Annotated in this window: 16 protein-coding genes; 6 read left to right on the forward strand and 10 right to left on the reverse strand. The window is 64.1% G+C overall.

Going from position 1 to position 16,444, the window contains the following annotated elements:
• Window positions 1-23: 23 nt before the first annotated feature.
• Genes AC1RWI_RS12675 through AC1RWI_RS12695 form a run of 5 tightly spaced genes read left to right on the forward strand, consistent with a single transcriptional unit; the run spans window position 24 to window position 7,599 of the window.
• Window positions 24-3,827: a nitrate reductase subunit alpha gene (locus AC1RWI_RS12675; protein WP_492866736.1), complete on the forward strand. Its 3,804-nt coding sequence runs from the start codon at window positions 24-26 to the stop codon at window positions 3,825-3,827.
• Between the two features lie 17 nt (window positions 3,828-3,844).
• Window positions 3,845-5,368 carry a nitrate reductase subunit beta gene (narH, locus tag AC1RWI_RS12680; protein ID WP_043345879.1) on the forward strand — a complete coding sequence of 508 codons (1,524 nt, stop codon included), beginning with the start codon at window positions 3,845-3,847 and terminating at the stop codon, window positions 5,366-5,368.
• 11 nt (window positions 5,369-5,379) lie between these two features.
• Window positions 5,380-6,060, forward strand: a complete 681-nt coding sequence (narJ, locus tag AC1RWI_RS12685; RefSeq protein WP_492866738.1) for a nitrate reductase molybdenum cofactor assembly chaperone — start codon at window positions 5,380-5,382, stop codon at window positions 6,058-6,060.
• Window positions 6,057-6,800 carry a respiratory nitrate reductase subunit gamma gene (gene narI, locus AC1RWI_RS12690; protein WP_492866740.1) on the forward strand — a complete coding sequence of 248 codons (744 nt, stop codon included), beginning with the start codon at window positions 6,057-6,059 and terminating at the stop codon, window positions 6,798-6,800. The genes narJ and narI overlap by 4 nt, the downstream gene beginning before the upstream one ends.
• A 10-nt stretch (window positions 6,801-6,810) precedes the next feature.
• Window positions 6,811-7,599 carry a peptidylprolyl isomerase gene (locus tag AC1RWI_RS12695; RefSeq protein WP_043345886.1) on the forward strand — a complete coding sequence of 263 codons (789 nt, stop codon included), beginning with the start codon at window positions 6,811-6,813 and terminating at the stop codon, window positions 7,597-7,599.
• Between the two features lie 91 nt (window positions 7,600-7,690).
• Here AC1RWI_RS12695 and AC1RWI_RS12700 read toward each other — a convergent pair whose 3' ends face one another.
• The 4 genes from AC1RWI_RS12700 to AC1RWI_RS12715 all read right to left on the reverse strand — a co-directional run bounded on the left by AC1RWI_RS12700 (window position 7,691) and on the right by AC1RWI_RS12715 (window position 10,103).
• Entirely contained in the window at window positions 7,691-8,041 is a 351-nt protein-coding gene (locus AC1RWI_RS12700; protein ID WP_043345887.1) for a hypothetical protein, read from the reverse strand.
• An 82-nt stretch (window positions 8,042-8,123) separates the two neighbouring features.
• Entirely contained in the window at window positions 8,124-8,486 is a 363-nt protein-coding gene (locus AC1RWI_RS12705) for a hypothetical protein (protein ID WP_492866742.1), read from the reverse strand.
• Between the two features lie 97 nt (window positions 8,487-8,583).
• Window positions 8,584-9,336, reverse strand: a complete 753-nt coding sequence (locus AC1RWI_RS12710) for a carbonic anhydrase family protein (protein WP_492866744.1) — start codon at window positions 9,334-9,336, stop codon at window positions 8,584-8,586.
• A gap of 428 nt (window positions 9,337-9,764) precedes the next feature.
• Window positions 9,765-10,103, reverse strand: coding sequence for a hypothetical protein (locus tag AC1RWI_RS12715; RefSeq protein ID WP_144409793.1), 339 nt, complete (start codon window positions 10,101-10,103; stop codon window positions 9,765-9,767).
• 255 nt (window positions 10,104-10,358) lie between these two features.
• Between AC1RWI_RS12715 and AC1RWI_RS12720 the strand changes: the two genes are divergently transcribed.
• Window positions 10,359-10,790, forward strand: coding sequence for a GNAT family N-acetyltransferase (locus AC1RWI_RS12720; RefSeq protein WP_492866746.1), 432 nt, complete (start codon window positions 10,359-10,361; stop codon window positions 10,788-10,790).
• A 70-nt stretch (window positions 10,791-10,860) separates the two neighbouring features.
• Here AC1RWI_RS12720 and AC1RWI_RS12725 read toward each other — a convergent pair whose 3' ends face one another.
• The 6 genes from AC1RWI_RS12725 to dinB form a co-directional block, all read right to left on the reverse strand.
• Window positions 10,861-11,094: a DUF2188 domain-containing protein gene (locus AC1RWI_RS12725; protein WP_043345901.1), complete on the reverse strand. Its 234-nt coding sequence runs from the start codon at window positions 11,092-11,094 to the stop codon at window positions 10,861-10,863.
• A 109-nt stretch (window positions 11,095-11,203) separates the two neighbouring features.
• The gene (locus tag AC1RWI_RS12730; protein WP_492866748.1) at window positions 11,204-11,584 is read right to left on the reverse strand and encodes a helix-turn-helix domain-containing protein; all 381 of its coding nucleotides are present in this window, start codon (window positions 11,582-11,584) and stop codon (window positions 11,204-11,206) included.
• A 194-nt stretch (window positions 11,585-11,778) separates the two neighbouring features.
• Window positions 11,779-12,300, reverse strand: coding sequence for a hypothetical protein (locus tag AC1RWI_RS12735; protein WP_492866750.1), 522 nt, complete (start codon window positions 12,298-12,300; stop codon window positions 11,779-11,781).
• 161 nt (window positions 12,301-12,461) lie between these two features.
• Window positions 12,462-12,983, reverse strand: a complete 522-nt coding sequence (locus AC1RWI_RS12740; protein WP_492866752.1) for a hypothetical protein — start codon at window positions 12,981-12,983, stop codon at window positions 12,462-12,464.
• 260 nt (window positions 12,984-13,243) lie between these two features.
• A complete protein-coding gene (locus tag AC1RWI_RS12745) occupies window positions 13,244-14,953 on the reverse strand; it encodes a sensor domain-containing diguanylate cyclase (protein ID WP_492866754.1) in 1,710 nt (569 codons plus the stop codon).
• Window positions 14,954-15,060: 107 nt separating this feature from the next.
• Window positions 15,061-16,224, reverse strand: coding sequence for a DNA polymerase IV (dinB, locus tag AC1RWI_RS12750; protein ID WP_492866756.1), 1,164 nt, complete (start codon window positions 16,222-16,224; stop codon window positions 15,061-15,063).
• Between the last annotated feature and the right edge of the window lie 220 nt (window positions 16,225-16,444).

Here is a 16,444-nt window from a genome sequence, read left to right on the forward strand (position 1 = left end):
ACAAACGATACCGGAGCCCCGCAATGAGCCATTTTCTCGATCGCCTCACTTACTTCAGCCAGCCGCGCGAGAGTTTCTCCGACGGCCACGGCCAGACCACGGGCGAGGACCGCACCTGGGAAGACGCCTACCGCAACCGCTGGCAGCACGACAAGATCGTGCGCTCCACCCATGGCACCAACTGCACCGGCTCGTGCTCGTGGAAGATCTACGTGAAAGGCGGCATCGTGACCTGGGAAACCCAGCAGACCGATTACCCCCGCACGCGCGCCGACCTGCCGAACCACGAGCCGCGCGGCTGCGCGCGCGGCGCGAGCTACTCCTGGTACCTTTACAGCGCCAACCGGGTCAAGTACCCGATGGTGCGGGGGCGCTTGCTCAAGCACTGGCGCTCGGCGCGGGCCGTGGCCAAGAGTCCGGTGGATGCCTGGGCGGCCGTGGTCGAAGACGATGCCGCGCGCCGCGAGTATCAGCAGCAGCGCGGGCTGGGCGGCTTCGTGCGCAGCAGCTGGGACGAGGTCAACGAGCTGATCGCCGCGGCCAACGTGTACACCATCAAGAAGCACGGCCCGGACCGCGTGATCGGCTTCTCGCCCATCCCGGCCATGAGCATGGTGAGCTACGCCGCGGGCAGCCGCTATCTCAGCCTGATCGGCGGGGTCTGCATGAGTTTCTACGACTGGTACTGTGACCTGCCGCCCGCCAGCCCGCAGACCTGGGGCGAACAGACCGATGTGCCGGAAAGCGCGGACTGGTACAACTCCACCTTCCTGATCGCGTGGGGCTCCAACGTGCCGCAGACACGTACGCCGGACGCCCATTTCTTTACCGAGGTGCGCTACAAAGGCGCCAAGGTGGTAGCCGTGACCCCGGACTACGCGGAGGTTTCCAAGCTGGCCGACCTGTGGCTGCACCCGAAGCAGGGCACCGATGCGGCGCTGGCGATGGCGATGGGCCACGTCATCCTCAAGGAGTTCTACTTCGAGCGGCGCAGCGCCTATTTCGACGACTATGCGCGCCGGTATACGGACCTGCCGTTGCTGGTCGCGCTCAAGGAACACACGCTGCCCGACGGCAGCAAGACCCTGGTGCCCGATCGCTATGTGCGCGCCAGCGATTTCCCCGATGCACTGGGGCAGGCGAACCATCCCGAATGGAAAACGGTCGGATTCGACGAGCAGGGCAAGGTCGCCTTGCCGCACGGCTCGATCGGTTTTCGCTGGGGGCCGGACGGCAGGCCCGACGCCGGCAAATGGAACCTGGAGAGCAAGGAGGCAAGGCAGGGCGAAGCCGTGAAGCTCAAGCTGTCGGTGGTGGAGGATGGCGCCCAGCCGCATGACATCGTCGATGTCGGCTTCCCGTACTTCGGCGGCATCGACACGCCGCACTTCACGTCGAGCAAGACCGCCGGCGACGTGATCGTGCGGCGCGTGCCAGCGGCGCGCCTGGCGTTGCAGGAAGCAGGCGGGCAGCGCGAGACACTGGTGGCCACGGTGTTCGACCTGCTGGCGGCCAACTACGGCGTGGCGCGCGGGCTGCCGGGCGAACAGCAGGGCGGTGCCGCCACCGGAGGCTACGACGACGAGGTCCCCTACACACCTGCCTGGCAAGAACGCATCACCGGCGTGGCGCGCCAGCAGGTCATCGCGGTGGCGCGGCAGTTCGCCGACAACGCCGACAAGACCCGGGGCAAGTCCATGGTGATCATCGGCGCGGCGATGAACCACTGGTACCACTGCGACATGAACTACCGCGGCATCATCAATATGCTGATGCTGTGCGGCTGCATCGGCCAGAGCGGCGGCGGCTGGGCGCACTATGTGGGCCAGGAGAAACTGCGGCCGCAGACCGGCTGGACCGCGCTGGCCTTCGCGCTGGACTGGATCCGCCCGCCGCGCCAGATGAACTCGACCAGTTTCTTCTATGCCCATACCGACCAGTGGCGCTACGAGAAACTCGGCGTGGACGAGATCCTCTCGCCGCTGGCCGATCCGGCGCGCTACAGCGGCTCGATGATCGACTACAACGTGCGCGCGGAGCGCATGGGCTGGCTGCCATCGGCGCCGCAACTGCAGACCAATCCGCTGCAGGTGCAGCGCGACGCGCAGGCGCGCGGGATGGACACGCGGGACTATGTGGCCCAGTCCCTCAAGGACGGCTCGCTGAAGCTGAGCTGCGAGGATCCCGACCACCCGGCCAACTGGCCGCGCAATATGTTCGTGTGGCGCTCCAACCTGCTCGGCTCCTCGGGCAAGGGGCACGAATATTTCCTCAAGCACCTGCTGGGTACCAGCCACGGCGTGCAGGGCAAGGATCTCGGTCCCGACCATGCCAAGCCCGAGGAAGTACGCTGGCATGAGCAGGCGCCCGAGGGCAAGCTGGACCTGCTGGTCACGCTCGACTTCCGCATGAGCACCACCTGCATGTACTCCGACATCGTGCTGCCCACGGCGACCTGGTACGAGAAGAACGATCTCAACACCAGCGACATGCATCCGTTTATCCATCCGCTCTCCACCGCCGTTGATCCGGCCTGGCAGGCGCGCAGCGACTGGGAGATCTACAAGGGCTTCGCCAAGACCTTCAGCAAGGTCTGCGCGGGCCATCTCGGGGTGGAGAAGGAAGTGGTGCTCACCCCGCTGATGCACGACACCCCCGCCGAACTGGCGCAGCCCTTTGGCGTGCGGGACTGGAAGAAGGGCGAGTGCGACCTGGTGCCCGGCCAGACCGCGCCGCAGATCAACGTGGTGGAGCGCGATTATCCCAACACCTATCGGCGCTTCACCGCGCTCGGGCCCCTGATGACGCGCATCGGCAATGGCGGCAAGGGGATCGGCTGGGACACGCAAAGCGAGGTGCACGCACTCGGGGAACTCAATGGCACGGTCAGCGAGGCGGGCGTCAGCCAGGGCTTGCCGCGCATCGACACGGATATCGACGCGGCCGAAGTGGTGATGATGCTGGCGCCTGAAACCAACGGCCACGTGGCGGTCAAGGCATGGCAGGCGCTCAGCCGCATCACCGGGCGCGAGCATGCCCACCTGGCGCTGCACCGCGAGGACGAGAAGATCCGCTTTCGCGATATCCAGGCACAGCCGCGCAAGATCATCTCCTCGCCGACCTGGAGCGGGCTGGAGAGCGAAAAGGTGAGCTACAACGCCGGCTATACCAATGTGCACGAACTGATCCCGTGGCGCACGCTGAGCGGGCGGCAGCAGTTCTACCAGGACCATCCGTGGATGCGCGATTTCGGCGAAGGCTTCGTCAGCTACCGCCCGCCGATCAACCTGAAGAACGTCGACGAGATGCTGGGCAAGAAGCCCAATGGCCACCCGGAGATTGCGCTGAACTTCATCACGCCGCACCAGAAATGGGGCATTCATTCAACCTACACCGACAACCTGATCATGCTCACGCTCAATCGCGGCGGGCCGGTGATCTGGCTGTCGGAAGACGATGCGGGGCGGGCCGGCATCGTCGATAACGACTGGGTCGAGCTCTTCAACGCCAACGGCGCCATCGCCGCGCGCGCCGTGGTGAGCCAGCGCATCAAGCCGGGCATGGTGATGATGTACCACGCGCAGGAAAAGATCATCAACACGCCCGGTTCGGAGATCACCGGCCTGCGCGGCGGCATCCATAACTCGGTCACGCGCGTGGTGCTCAAGCCCACCCATATGATCGGCGGCTACGCGCAATACAGCTACGGCTTCAATTACTACGGGACCATCGGCACCAATCGCGACGAGTTCGTGGTGGTGCGCAAGATGAACCGGGTCGATTGGCTCGACGAGCCCGCCAACGCCGACGCCCCCGGCGCCGCCTGAGAAGAAGGAGACCGACGATGAAAGTCCGCGCACAGATCGGCATGGTTCTCAACCTGGACAAGTGCATCGGTTGCCATACCTGCTCGGTGACCTGCAAGAACGTCTGGACCAACCGCCCCGGCATGGAGTACGCCTGGTTCAACAACGTGGAGACCAAGCCCGGCATTGGCTACCCCAAGGAATGGGAAAACCAGGAGCGCTGGAACGGTGGCTGGGTGCGCAAGGCCGACGGCCGCATCGAGCCCCGCCAGGGCGGCAAGTGGAAGCTGCTGATGCGCATCTTCTCCAATCCCAACCTGCCGCAGATCGACGATTACTACGAGCCGTTTACGTTCGACTACGACCACCTGCAGTCCGCGCCCGAGTCCCGTACGGCCCCCACCGCGCGCCCGCGCAGCCTGATCACCGGCAAGCGCATGGAAAAGATCGAATGGGGGCCGAACTGGGAGGAGATCCTGGGCGGCGAGTTTGCCAAGCGCTCCAGGGACCGCAACTTCGACGACATCCAGAAGGAGATCTACGGGCAGTTCGAGAACACCTTCATGATGTACCTGCCGCGCCTGTGCGAGCACTGCCTGAACCCCACCTGCGTGGCCAGTTGCCCGTCCGGTTCGATCTACAAGCGGGAAGAGGACGGCATCGTGCTGATCGACCAGGACAAGTGCCGCGGCTGGCGCATGTGCGTGTCCGGCTGCCCCTACAAGAAGATCTACTACAACTGGCAGAGCGGCAAGGCGGAGAAGTGCATCTTCTGCTACCCGCGCATCGAAGCCGGCCAGCCGACCGTCTGCTCGGAAACCTGCGTAGGCCGCATCCGCTACCTCGGCGTGCTGCTCTACGATGCGGACCGCATCCAGGAGGCGGCCAGCGTGGAGCATGACCGCGATCTCTACCAGGCGCAGCTCGACATCTTCCTCGACCCCAATGACCCCAAAGTCATTGACCAGGCCCGGGCGGACGGCGTGCCCGAGTCATGGCTGGAGGGGGCGCGCCGCAGCCCGGTCTACCAGATGGCGGTGGACTGGAAGGTGGCGCTGCCGCTGCACCCGGAGTACCGCACCTTGCCGATGGTCTGGTACGTGCCGCCGCTCTCGCCCATCACGGCCGCGGCCAACGCCGGCGAAGTCGGCATCAATGGCGAGATTCCCGACGTGAAGCAGTTGCGCATCCCGGTCAAGTATCTCGCCAACCTGCTCACCGCCGGCGACACCACACCCGTGGTGCGTGCGCTGGAGCGGATGCTGGCCATGCGCGCGTACCAGCGCGACAAGCACGTGGAAGGGCGCCAGAACCTGGCTGCGCTGCAGCAGGCCGGGCTGAGCGTGGCGCAGGTCGAGCAGATGTACCAGGTGATGGCGATCGCCAACTACGAGGATCGCTTCGTCATCCCCACGGCGCACCGGGAGTATGCGGAGGACGCCTTCGACCTGCGCGGCGGCTGTGGCTTCTCGTTCGGCAACGGTTGCTCGGACGGCACCAGCGAGACCAGCCTGTTCGGCGGCAAGAAGCGGCGGACCATTCCGATCAAGGCGACACTGTAAAGGACGCTGCCATGAAACCATTCGATGCGCGAATTTGCCTGGTGCTGGCCCGGCTGCTGGCCTATCCCGGGGAGGAGTTGCGTGCTTGCCTGGCGCCGATGCGGGATCTGGTGGCGGCGAGCCGCACGCTCAGCGATGCCGGGCGGGACAGCCTGCTGGCGCTGGTTGACGGCATGCAGCGGCGCGACCCCTATGAACTCGAGGCGCGCTATGTCGACACCTTCGACCGCGGCCGCGCCACCGCGCTGCACCTGTTCGAGCATGTGCATGGCGACTCGCGCGAGCGCGGCCAGGCGCTGGTGGATTTGCTGCAGACCTATGAGGCCGCCGGCCTGTTCCTGGGGCCGGGCGAACTGCCCGACTATCTGCCGGTAGTGCTGGAGTTCGCCGCCACGCAGCCCGCACAGACCGCGCGCGAGTTCCTGGCCGAGATGGCGCACATCCTCAATGCCGTGCATACCGCGCTGGCCGAGCGCCACAGCCCGTATCACGCGGCAATCGCCGCCGTGCTGGAACTGGCGGGCGAGCGCGTCGAGCCGGTACGGCTGCCGCCCGAGGAATCGCTCGACGCGGCCTGGGCCGAGCCGCCTGCCTTCGATGGCTGTGCCACGCATGGCCAGAGCAAGCCCGGCGAGCCCCAGTCTATCCATTTCGTCCGCCGCGACGGACCCGTCACCGGAGCGCGATCATGACTGCCGCCCTCGACACCTTCTTCTTCGGCCTCTATCCGTACATCTGCCTGGTCGTATTCCTGGTCGGGAGCCTGATCCGCTTCGACCGGGACCAGTACACCTGGAAGAGCGATTCCTCGCAGATGCTGCGCTCCGGGCAGTTACGCTGGGCCAGCAACCTGTTCCACGTCGGCGTGCTGTTCCTGTTCTTCGGGCACCTGTTCGGCATGCTCACGCCCCATGCGGTCTACGGCCATTTCATCAGCGCCGGCGCCAAGCAGCTCCTGGCAATGATCTCGGGCGGCATGGCCGGCGTGCTTGGCTTCATCGGGGTGAGCCTGTTGCTGCATCGCCGCCTGGGTGACCCGCGTATTCGCGCCACCTCGCGGCCCGGAGATATCGCCATCCTCTGGCTGCTGTGGGTGCAACTGGCGCTGGGGCTGGGCACCATACCGCTGTCCGGGCAACACCTGGACGGCAGCATGATGCTGGTGCTGGCCGAATGGGCGCAGCGCATCGTGACGCTGCGAGGCGGCGCGCCGGCGTTGATGCAGGGGGTGGGCTGGGTGTTCAAGCTGCACATGGTGCTGGGCATGACAGTGTTCCTCGTGTTTCCCTTCACCCGCCTGGTCCATGTCTGGAGCGGCTTTGCCTCGGTGACCTACCTGTTCCGTCCTTACCAGGTGGTGCGCAGCCGCCGCCTGAACCTGCCGGCGGGCCACGAGCGCGCCAAGCGTGCGCAGCCCGAACAATCGCACTGAGGAGCGCGCCATGCGTCATTCCGTATCTACCCGCGCCGCGTCCGTCAACGGCCAGGCCCTGCACGCCGACGATGAAACGCTGGCGCTGGAAGCCCTGCGCCAGCGCGCTTGCACCGAGCTGCTGCGCCAGGCCGCCCAGCGTGCCGGGCTGCTCGATCCAGCCGATGCCGGCGCAACCGACGGCGTGATCAGCGAGGCCGCCAGCACGGCAATCGAAACCTTGCTGGAAAACGAGCTGCGGATACCCGAGCCGGGCGAAGAGGCATGCCGGCGCCATCACGCGGCCAATCTCGCCCGCTATAGCCGCGGCGAGCGCGTGCAGGCCCGTCACATCCTGTTTGCCGTGACGCCCGGCCTGGATGTCAATGCACTGCGCCAGCGCGCCGAACGCATGCTGGTGGCAGTGCGCTGCCACGACGACCCGGCATCCGCGAGCGAACACTTTGCGCGCGCGGCCGGGGAGTTTTCAAACTGCCCCAGCGGCGCCCAGGGCGGCGAACTGGGCTGGCTGGAGGCGAGCGATTGCGCGCCGGAGTTCGCCCGCGAGCTGTTCGGCCATCAGGAAGTCGGGGTGCTGCCGCGGCTGGTGCACAGCCGCTTTGGCCTGCACGTGGTGGAGGTGTGCGCGCGTGAGAGTGGCGAAGTACAACCGTTCGAGACAGTGCGCCCGGCCGTGGCGCTGCAACTGCGCCAGCAAGCCTATGTCACCGCGCTGCGGCAATACCTGTGCCTGCTGGCAGGGCAGGCGGTGATCGAGGGCGTGGATCTCGACGGTTCGGACACACCGTTGGTACAGTAGCGCGCGCATGGCGCGCCCCGGCCTGGTCTTCAGCCTGCGCTCGGCGCAGACCCAGTCGTGTATCGCGCCATGGTCAAGTCCGGTTTCTTCGTCATGGAGAGCCCGGCAAGGGCGTGAGCGGCAGCACCCGCCGCGCCTTGTCCGAGACGCGCCGGTGTTTGTCCTGCGCATCTTGCCACGTTGGCGAGGTGAAAATCTTGTCGACGCCGGGCGCGCTCAGGTGGGTCAGGAAGACCGGCGGATCCATCATTTCCGACCATGGGCAAAAGCAGGTCCAGACGCGGGCGCTCTGCTCGATCAGGTCGGTGCGCAGGACGAACCGCTTGAACCTGCCCGTCAGGAATTCCTGGTGCGTCTGCATGCGCGACTCCTTCACCGGCTCGCCGTTGGGGCCGAGCAGGTAGAACTGCATGCGATAGATCTCGCCGTAGTGATCCGGCATGCCGCCGCGAACGGCGTGGCGTAGCGCCCGGGCCCATGTCTCTGGTGTGTCGGGTGGCATGGCGGCGCACGGTATGGCTACTTTACAGGGCGCATGCCGTCTCCTGGCGGGTGGCGTAGTGGCGCTCGCCGCGGGTGCGCAGGCAAATCGAGCGAGGACCTGTGAACTGGATGCTGCAGGCAAGCTGGAAGCTTAGCCAGGCGCCTTGGTAATGGAACGCCAGGCGGTCGATTGTCCATGGCAGTGCCATGATTGCTGCCGTATCGATGCCGTTCAGGGTAAGCGTGGCGCTGCTGGCCTGCGCTGCCGCTTCTGCCTCAGGATTCCACGTGTCGGCCATCAGCAGCGGATCGTCCACCGTGATGCGCGCGCAAGGAAAGGGCACGGCGACCGCATCGGCTGCGCGGCGGTACAGGAAGACGGTTTCCAGATCGCAGGCGAACATGTCTTTCTCGTTTGTACTGTATGGATATCCAGTATAAGAGTCATCGTAGGCCAAGCGCGGATAGTTGAGTTAACTGTATGGATATACAGTGCTCTTCTCAGGCGAGGAATTCGACAGCCCCACCGTTCAAGTGGTACATCGCGCCAACGATTTTCAATTTTCCATCTTTCTCCATCGAGGCCAGCACGCTACTCCCATTTCGTATTGCGTCGATCGTGCGCCGGACATTGGTTTTTGCCACCGCATCGACAAATTCATCATTCTTGCTGCTTCTGTCGCCGGCGTACTGCGTTTCGTCCACTGCCGGTCTGATCCTGGCCAGGAGACCGGTCAGGCTTCCCAGTTCAACGTGATCGATCGCGCCCTTGATGGCGCCGCATCCTGTGTGCCCCATCACCAATATGACTTTAGCGCCAGCCGCCGCGCAGGCGAACTCCAGGCTTCCAATGAGATCCTCGTTGGCGATATTGCCCGCGATACGCGCGTTGAACGTGTCTCCAATTCCCGTGTCAAGGATGATCTCGGCCGGGGCCCGGGAGTCAATGCAACTCAAGATCACCGCCGCTGGATACTGCCCGCCGGCAGTCACTCTTTTTTGTGCCAGATAATCGTGGGACCGCATCTTCCCCAAGCGGAAACGTCTATTGCCTTGCTTGAAGCTCTCGATGATCTGGTCCGGGGTCAGTTTGTCTCGCTCGGGCTTCGATAGCGCCACCGCATAGGCGGATTCGGCGTCCCCCATGCTTGCCGCCAGCCCAACGGCTGCCACGCCAAGCGCAGTCTTCAGCACGGTACGTCTTCCAACGCTGTTGGAGGGCGCCGCTGCACAACAGACAGTTTTCTTGTGCATTTTGATTCTCCGCAAACAACCGCAAGGCGGTCGTTGTTGCTGGCATCGCGGCGCTGTCGTGCATGGGCGATTCACTTCGCGTCGGCTCCCTGGCAGACGGCAGCAGATCGCCAAGCCACCGGCTTCGCCGCTTGTGGAATGGCCCTGAACACATGGTACTTGCAGTGAGGTTCCCGGGCTATTGGACTTTGGTCCAACGGGGAATCCCCGTATCGTCAGCGTGGACGCTAACGCTTTGTTTGTGCCCAAGCGCAAGCCGGACTCGCGCGGAAAGTCCTGGGATGAGACGGCACTCAGGTCCATGTGCCTGAGAACCGGGCGGACATGCCGCTTGAGCTTGCCGCAGCCGTTTGCCGCAGCCGTGTATCGTTTTGGGTACTCAGGAAAATGGGACGCTCATGGTCTCAGCACGGTGGCGTCGCGCTCGTTCATTTGCCCGGCTGAGCGCGGGCTGTCGACGGATTCAACGAGGTTTTGCTTGCGCCGCCGCCGTAGTCTCGCGAGGCTCCCGCAGTCTGCGCAGCGGTCAACTCGTCCCGCTGATGCCCTGAAGTGGCATTGCTATAGCGCTGCGTAATGGCGCCGTTGACGCCAGAGAGCGAATTGCCCTGGCCTTGTGCTGAGCCGTAGGCCGTGCCGCCGTGCTGCTGCGAGGCGGCGGCATAGCCACCGTAGCCACCGTAGCCAGCAGATCCGGAAGCTTTGTATGCCGTGAGTTGGGCATGAACCGCGCCCGGCACCAACATCAGAGCAAGAATCGGAGTCATTCTCATGCTGCATCCCGGTTGGGTGAAAAAAGGGGGGCGGCGGCAAGGTGGTTGCCTGCACGCTCGGGAGAAGGCAAAGGGGCAATCTGTCGCCGCTATTGATTGTGGTGCGTCGCACCAGTTTCAGTACCCCGCCGTAGAGGGGGTGCGCCAAGGCTTTGCGTGACAGCGGGTGACTTCGCCGTGCAAGTTGGATGCCGGCTGCTAACGCCTGTGCCAGAATCGCGATTTCGGCAATGCGCAAGGAACGAAACGATGACTGAAAATCACAGCGCCAGCCTGGATGTCCGAAGGCTTTCCCCAGCGCAATGGGAGCAAGCTTTCCCCATCATCATGCAATTGCGCTCGCTGGATGAAGCCGAGTTCCTGCGCCGGGTGCGCCGGCAATCGCATTCTGGCTACGAGCTTGTTGGCGCCTTTCAAGGCGGCAAGCTTGTCGGCGTGATGGGGATGCGGCCCGTCCATACGTTCGCGCGCGGAGCACACCTGCACGTCGATGACCTTGTGGTCGATGCGCAAGCGCGCGGAACTGGCGCCGGTCACGCCCTGATGGCATATGCGGAAGCCGACGCGCGTGCGCGCGGCATGACTGCGGTGTTTCTCGACGCCCGCCCGGAGGCCATTCCGTTCTATGAGCGCGAGAGCTATGTCCTCCATCCGGCTCCCTCGATGAAGAAGGTGCTCTGATTCCGCTGGCGGCGATTCCATGGGGCAGGCTGGCGCGCCGGGTCCCGGCACGCCAGCCGCCTGAGCATGATCAGCCCCTTATGCTCCTGGGGTCTCGCCCGTAGCTGGCGCGCGTACGGATCTGGCCATCCTGGCCGTGCACCAGGAGTTCCACCTTCTCGCGCTGTGCAATCACCGTCGCGGCTTGCACCGCTTCCTCCTGAGTGAGGAAGTGTGCTCTTTCCCCCTTTGCCCCCTCGTGGATGATGTCCCAACCGTCGCCATGAGGCACGACGTGTACGTTGCGTTGCGGTATCGAATCCATGGTTGTCTCTCTGAGCAGTGCGCTACTGCTGTTTTAGGGGCTGTTCTGTCCGCGCGATGGTGGGATGGCGGGCGGCGTCCGATACGCCGCCTGGACATCGGATGTCGCGCTATTTTTCCGGCTGTCCCACCAATACGTCGAGCGGGACGCGCAGCGCCGCCGCCAGGCTCTGGAAAACCTCGGGGCTGCCATCGCGTTTGCGGTTCTCTATCTGGCTAAGGTAGGGCTTGCTAAGGCCTGCCGCTGCCGCCAGCGCATCCTGGGTCATGCGGCGATATTCCCGCCAGGCCTTGACCGGGTTGTCCCCGGCGAGTTCGGCGTCCAGGATGGCGGCAGGGATCCGAAAGCCGTTGTCCTGGCCCTTCGCCTGGCCTGGCAGTGCATCAAGCATCGGGTCCTCGACCCGATGCTTGATGCGCTCCCACAATTCAATAGGCACTACCGCAAACTCGGGGCGGCCGTCGCGTTCGATGAACTGAATATGGATCATGGCAAGGCACCTCCTCGATGGGCATTCCCGGACATTCCCCGGCATGGCTTGGGCGGCCGGGCCGAATGCCTGGTGAACGCGATCGTGTGCATCTTCATGTTAGCCATTGCAGCTAACCATGATGCAAATATTGTTTGCTGGTTGCCATCGCGCACGATGTGCCGAACCTTGAGCACTGGCCGGCGCGCAACCCGTCAACCCACCTGAACGTCCTCGCCCACGATCGCATCAATTTGCGCATACAGCCGATCCGACTCTTCGTCCGCCTGCAGTTCCAGATCAATCCATGCAGGCTTGATCGACGGGGCAGCCCCCGGCCCGCGCCGCGAAACGACCCGGATCAACCGTCCACCGCGCGCCTGTATGAACGCAGCCTCTGCTTGTGTGGACACATCGGGAACCACAACATCGTGGCCGTCGTGCCGGGCCAGCGTTTGCGCGAAGTACCCGACCAGCACATCCGGATCCATCGCCGAACGGATCCAGGATTCCCGAAGCGTGTACAGCAACTGGGCCGGTGACTTGCCGAGCGCCGGGATGACGTCATGGAATTTTGCCGCGCTGAAGTACGTCTCACGGATGCCCGCACAGGCCTGGATCATGTGGCGCAGCGGGGCGTCGAAGGTGATGACGTGGAAGGCGCGGCTCCCGCAGGCCAGGTAGTTCGTGATGCGGTCCTGGCCGGAGCCAGGGCGGCCGCAGAGTCCTATGAGCATGAAGTTTCCTTGGTCGTGCAGCGTCAGGGAAGTCGATGTCATAGATTACCCATGGGTAACTAAAAATGCAAGATCATGAGGTAATCTGGGTGCCTCGGCGGGATAGTGCGGAGCGAGCAGGGCGGGGTGAGACATCCGGCAAGCCGGATGTCGCGCTTATCTCAGCTTGTGGATGTTTTCTTGCGTGGCTTGGCGGGTGCCTGCGTGCCGCTTTCGTGAACGGCGTTGCTGGCTAGCTTGAATGCCGTGCTTCTCCCGCCGGTCTTCAGGACGCGGGCAGTTCTGGTGTTTTTCTTGTATTTACGCACCGATTGCACGGTTTCGACCTGGGTGATCAATTCGATGGCAGCGAGCATCCTGTCGATGTCTTCGTTGCGCAAGCCATTGATCAGGCGGGCGAATCGGGCGGCTATCTCGGGCGGCAGGGTTTCTTCTTTCGGGGGTGCGGCGGCGTCTTGTGCCTCGCCGTCCAGCCACAGGCGCGGCAGGCCGAGCTTGGCTTCGATGTCGCGAGCGAGATGTTCGCCGATGCGCTTTTTTCCGGCTTTACCTGTGTTCGAGAATATGCGGGAGAAGTATGAGGGGTCGCGGTCCAGCCGGTCTGATAGGCGCGCTATAGAGCCGCCGAACTGTTCGGCCATGATCTGGGCTAGGCGCTGTTCACGCGTGTCTTGAATATCCATGGCCCATTAAACCTGTGCATTACCTGAAGGTAAATTTTCTGTTGGTACTGATAATTCAATGACTAATGGGTAACTTAGTGGATAATTTAGCGGGTAATTCGGTGGGTAATTTACTGGGTAACTTAATGCGTGGTTTATGCATCAGGAGGCGTTTTCCAGCCATTGATGAATGGCGTGAGAGGCTGGCCGGGGTGCCGGGGATTCTGCTGGTGTGTCATCGTCGTGCGGTATCGCTTCGCCAGTCACCGGCCTGGCGTGGATCAGTCACACTCGATACGGTTGCGGCCGCGTTCCTTGGCGCGGTAGAGCGCCCCGTCGCTGCGCAACAGGGATAGGTCCGCGCTGAGATCGGTGGCATGCATGAGGGCAATGCCGACGCTGACGGTCAGCGTGACGATCTGGCTGCCGTCAAGCAGTGCGGTTTCCGCGATCTGATGCTGGACGCGCCTGGCAAATCGTGTCGCCGTCTCAAGGCTCGCATCGGGGAGCACCACGGCAAATTCTTCGCCGCCGATGCGGCCGGCGAAATCGTGCTTTTGCAATGCATTGCGCAGCAGCGCCGCGAAACGCCGCAGGGCGTGGTCGCCCATGGCGTGGCCCCAGGTGTCGTTGATGGCTTTGAAGTGGTCGAGGTCAAACGTCAGGACGGCGGCAGGGCGGCTGTCCGTGCGCTGGATCCGGGCAAGCTCCTGTTCGATCCGCGCGACGAAGTGACGGCGATTGGGTAGTTGCGTCAGGAAATCGATGGTTGCAAATTCCTGCAGTTCTCCCTCGATGCGCTTGCGCTCGGTCGCGTCCGTGATAAATCCATGCCATAGCGTGCTGCCGTCGTCGAGCCGCCGGGGACGCGCGTCGCCTTGCCGCCAGCGCAGTCCTTGCCGGGGCAGTTCGACGCGGTACTCGAGGTGCCAGGGTGTCAGGCTGGCGGCGGACGCCTGAAGCGAGGCGCGGTAGGCTTCCAGATCGTCGGGGTGGATGACGGCATGGATGGGGCCTGTGCTGGCGGCTACCTGTTGCGGCGTGAGCTCGTAGATATCGGCGATGCCGGCGCTGGCGTAGGACAGGAAGGATTCCCCCGTTGGCAGCAGGCGATGCTGGAATACCAGGCCGGGGACTTCGTTGGTCAGGCTGGTGACCAGGTCGACGGTTTGCTGCAGTTCTTCGGCCAGTGCCTGGATGGCCGTGATATCGGTGGTGGTGCCGATCATGCGCAGCGGCTCGCCGTTGCCGCCGCGGCTGACCACCTTGCCGCGGCTGGATATCCATTTATAGCTGCCATCCTTGCAGCGGATCCGGTGGTCCACCGCGTAGCTTTCCGTTTCCTGGTTGAAGTGGGCTTGTATGGTGGCCTGGACGTAGGCGAGGTCGTCGGGATGGACGCGGGTATAGCTATCTTCGATCCGGTTGGTGATCTCGGATTCTTCATAACCGATGATGGCTTTCCAGCCGGCCGAGTAGTGGATGCAGCCCGACTGGATATCCCGGTCCCAGACGCCCGTGCCGCTTCCCGCGATGGCCAGCTCAAGCCGCTTTTCGTTTTCCTCGAGCCTGCTGGCGTCGTCGTTCAGTTTGCCCTGGGCCAGGTCGCGCTCGACGATAGCGACCGCCATGTCGGCAAAGTCCTGCAGCAGGCCGCGCTCCGCCTGGTCCAGTTCGCGTGACCCTGCATCGAGCAGCCAGAAGGCGCCAAGCCGGCTGCCGCTCGATGTGGTCAAGGGGCACGCCGCGTGAAAGCCCATGGGCAGGCCGTCGATGAGGATGGGAACGTCGCCGGGATGCGCATCATCAAGCACGTCATGCAACGTAACCAGGGCAACCGGGACCTTGAAGAGGTGCCGCGCGAGTCGTGTCAGCGCGTCAAACCGCGCTTGCTGTAAGGCGACTGTCAGGCTTAGCCACCTAGAGGTGTCGATGCGTTCATGTCTAGCTTGCGCTTCGGTAGAGGCCCGCATATCCAGGTCAAATGACAATTGACGTTAGCCCGAGGGTGTTGATTGTGCGGATTGTGCGCAGGTGCTGCAACGTTATGCACGGCTGTGCCAATACTATCAGACGGATCGGCTCAAAGCGGGGCCGGCTAAGCGTTGTCGGCGAAAGGCAACTCTGCCTGTACCGGCAGCGCAGCCGGCGCCACTTCTCCCGCGGGCGTCAGCGCGCTGACCCTCACGCCCAGCAAGCGGATCTTCCGGTCCAGCGCAACGCGTTTGACGCATTCGGTGGCGGCGCGCCGCAGCTGTGCGGCGTCCGCCGTCGGGGCCGGCATGCTGAGGTCGCGGGTGACGGTGTGAAAGTCGTCGTAGCGCAGCTTGACGCCGATGGTGCGGCCCACGTAGCCCTTGCGGCGGAGGTCTTCCGCCAGGCGCTGGCACAGGCCGGTAAAGACTTCGGAGAGCGTCTGGCGGTCTTGCTTGGGGTGCAGGTCGCGCTCGAAGGTGGTTTCCCGGCTCATGGACTTGGGCTCGGAGCTGGTGACCACCGGGCGTTCGTCATGGCCTTGCGCGATCTCGGCCAGCCAGGCGGCGTAGCTGCGGCCGAAATGGGTCTGCAGCATGCCCAGGTCCGCGCTGGCGAGGTCGCCGACCGTGGCGATGCCCAGCGCCGCGAGCTTCTCGGTGGCCTTCGGGCCGATCCCGTTGACCTTGCGCACGGGCAGCGGCCAGATGCGCAGTGGCACGTCGCTGGCTGCCAGCAGGGTGAGCCCGTCGGGTTTGTCGAGTTCGGAGCCGATCTTGGCGAGGAGCTTGTTGGGGGCGATGCAGATCGAGCAGCTCAGTCCCGTGGCTTCGCGCACCGCTTGCTTGATGCGGGTACCGATATCGTCGGGCTCGCCCGGCACCTCGCTCAGGTCGATGTAGATCTCGTCGATGCCGCGGTCTTCGATGTCGCTGGTGAAGGTGGCGACGGCAGCCTTGAACAGGCGGGAGTAGTGCCGGTACGAGTCGAAATCCGTGGGCAGCAGGATGGCGTCCGGGGCGAGTTGCGCGGCCTTCATCATGCCCATGGCGGAGAACACGCCCAGCGCGCGGGCTTCGTAGGTGGATGTGGTGACCACACCGCGCCCGGCGTAGTCGCGCAGACGGGCAAAGCGCCGGCTGCCGTCGGGAAGTATCTCGGGGACCGCATTGCGTCCACCACCGATCACCACGGGCTTGCCGCGCAACTCAGGGTATCGCAACAGCTCGACGGACGCGTAGAACGCGTCCATATCCAGGTGGGCGATGCGGCGGGGTGCAGATGACATGGGGCGTCGGCGGGTGACTGTATGCATATACAGTATATCGAATTCTGCCGACAATACCGCTGTGCCCCGGTCGCGCTACCAGCGATGCACGTAGGTGGCCGTCATGACGATGCCCGCCGGCGCGAAAAAAAAGCCCGCGAACTGCGCGGGCCTTTGAAAGCGCAGCCGGTGTAAGCGGATCCGGCCGGCCCGCGATTGTCGCAATGGACGCCGGAATCTC

Source organism: Cupriavidus sp. MPR-AND1C (assembly GCF_058809705.1).

What these genes read in the sequence shown, in the direction of transcription:
- AC1RWI_RS12675 (WP_492866736.1), top strand. Translation starts at nt 24, where the DNA reads ATGAGCCATTTTCTCGATCGCCTCACTTACTTCAGCCAGCCGCGCGAG.
- narH (WP_043345879.1), top strand. Translation starts at nt 3,845, where the DNA reads ATGAAAGTCCGCGCACAGATCGGCATGGTTCTCAACCTGGACAAGTGC.
- narJ (WP_492866738.1), top strand. Translation starts at nt 5,380, where the DNA reads ATGAAACCATTCGATGCGCGAATTTGCCTGGTGCTGGCCCGGCTGCTG.
- narI (WP_492866740.1), top strand. Translation starts at nt 6,057, where the DNA reads ATGACTGCCGCCCTCGACACCTTCTTCTTCGGCCTCTATCCGTACATC.
- AC1RWI_RS12695 (WP_043345886.1), top strand. Translation starts at nt 6,811, where the DNA reads ATGCGTCATTCCGTATCTACCCGCGCCGCGTCCGTCAACGGCCAGGCC.
- AC1RWI_RS12700 (WP_043345887.1), bottom strand. Translation starts at nt 8,041, where the DNA reads ATGCCGGATCACTACGGCGAGATCTATCGCATGCAGTTCTACCTGCTC.
- AC1RWI_RS12705 (WP_492866742.1), bottom strand. Translation starts at nt 8,486, where the DNA reads ATGTTCGCCTGCGATCTGGAAACCGTCTTCCTGTACCGCCGCGCAGCC.
- AC1RWI_RS12710 (WP_492866744.1), bottom strand. Translation starts at nt 9,336, where the DNA reads ATGCACAAGAAAACTGTCTGTTGTGCAGCGGCGCCCTCCAACAGCGTT.
- AC1RWI_RS12715 (WP_144409793.1), bottom strand. Translation starts at nt 10,103, where the DNA reads ATGACTCCGATTCTTGCTCTGATGTTGGTGCCGGGCGCGGTTCATGCC.
- AC1RWI_RS12720 (WP_492866746.1), top strand. Translation starts at nt 10,359, where the DNA reads ATGACTGAAAATCACAGCGCCAGCCTGGATGTCCGAAGGCTTTCCCCA.
- AC1RWI_RS12725 (WP_043345901.1), bottom strand. Translation starts at nt 11,094, where the DNA reads ATGGATTCGATACCGCAACGCAACGTACACGTCGTGCCTCATGGCGAC.
- AC1RWI_RS12730 (WP_492866748.1), bottom strand. Translation starts at nt 11,584, where the DNA reads ATGATCCATATTCAGTTCATCGAACGCGACGGCCGCCCCGAGTTTGCG.
- AC1RWI_RS12735 (WP_492866750.1), bottom strand. Translation starts at nt 12,300, where the DNA reads ATGCTCATAGGACTCTGCGGCCGCCCTGGCTCCGGCCAGGACCGCATC.
- AC1RWI_RS12740 (WP_492866752.1), bottom strand. Translation starts at nt 12,983, where the DNA reads ATGGATATTCAAGACACGCGTGAACAGCGCCTAGCCCAGATCATGGCC.
- dinB (WP_492866756.1), bottom strand. Translation starts at nt 16,224, where the DNA reads ATGTCATCTGCACCCCGCCGCATCGCCCACCTGGATATGGACGCGTTC.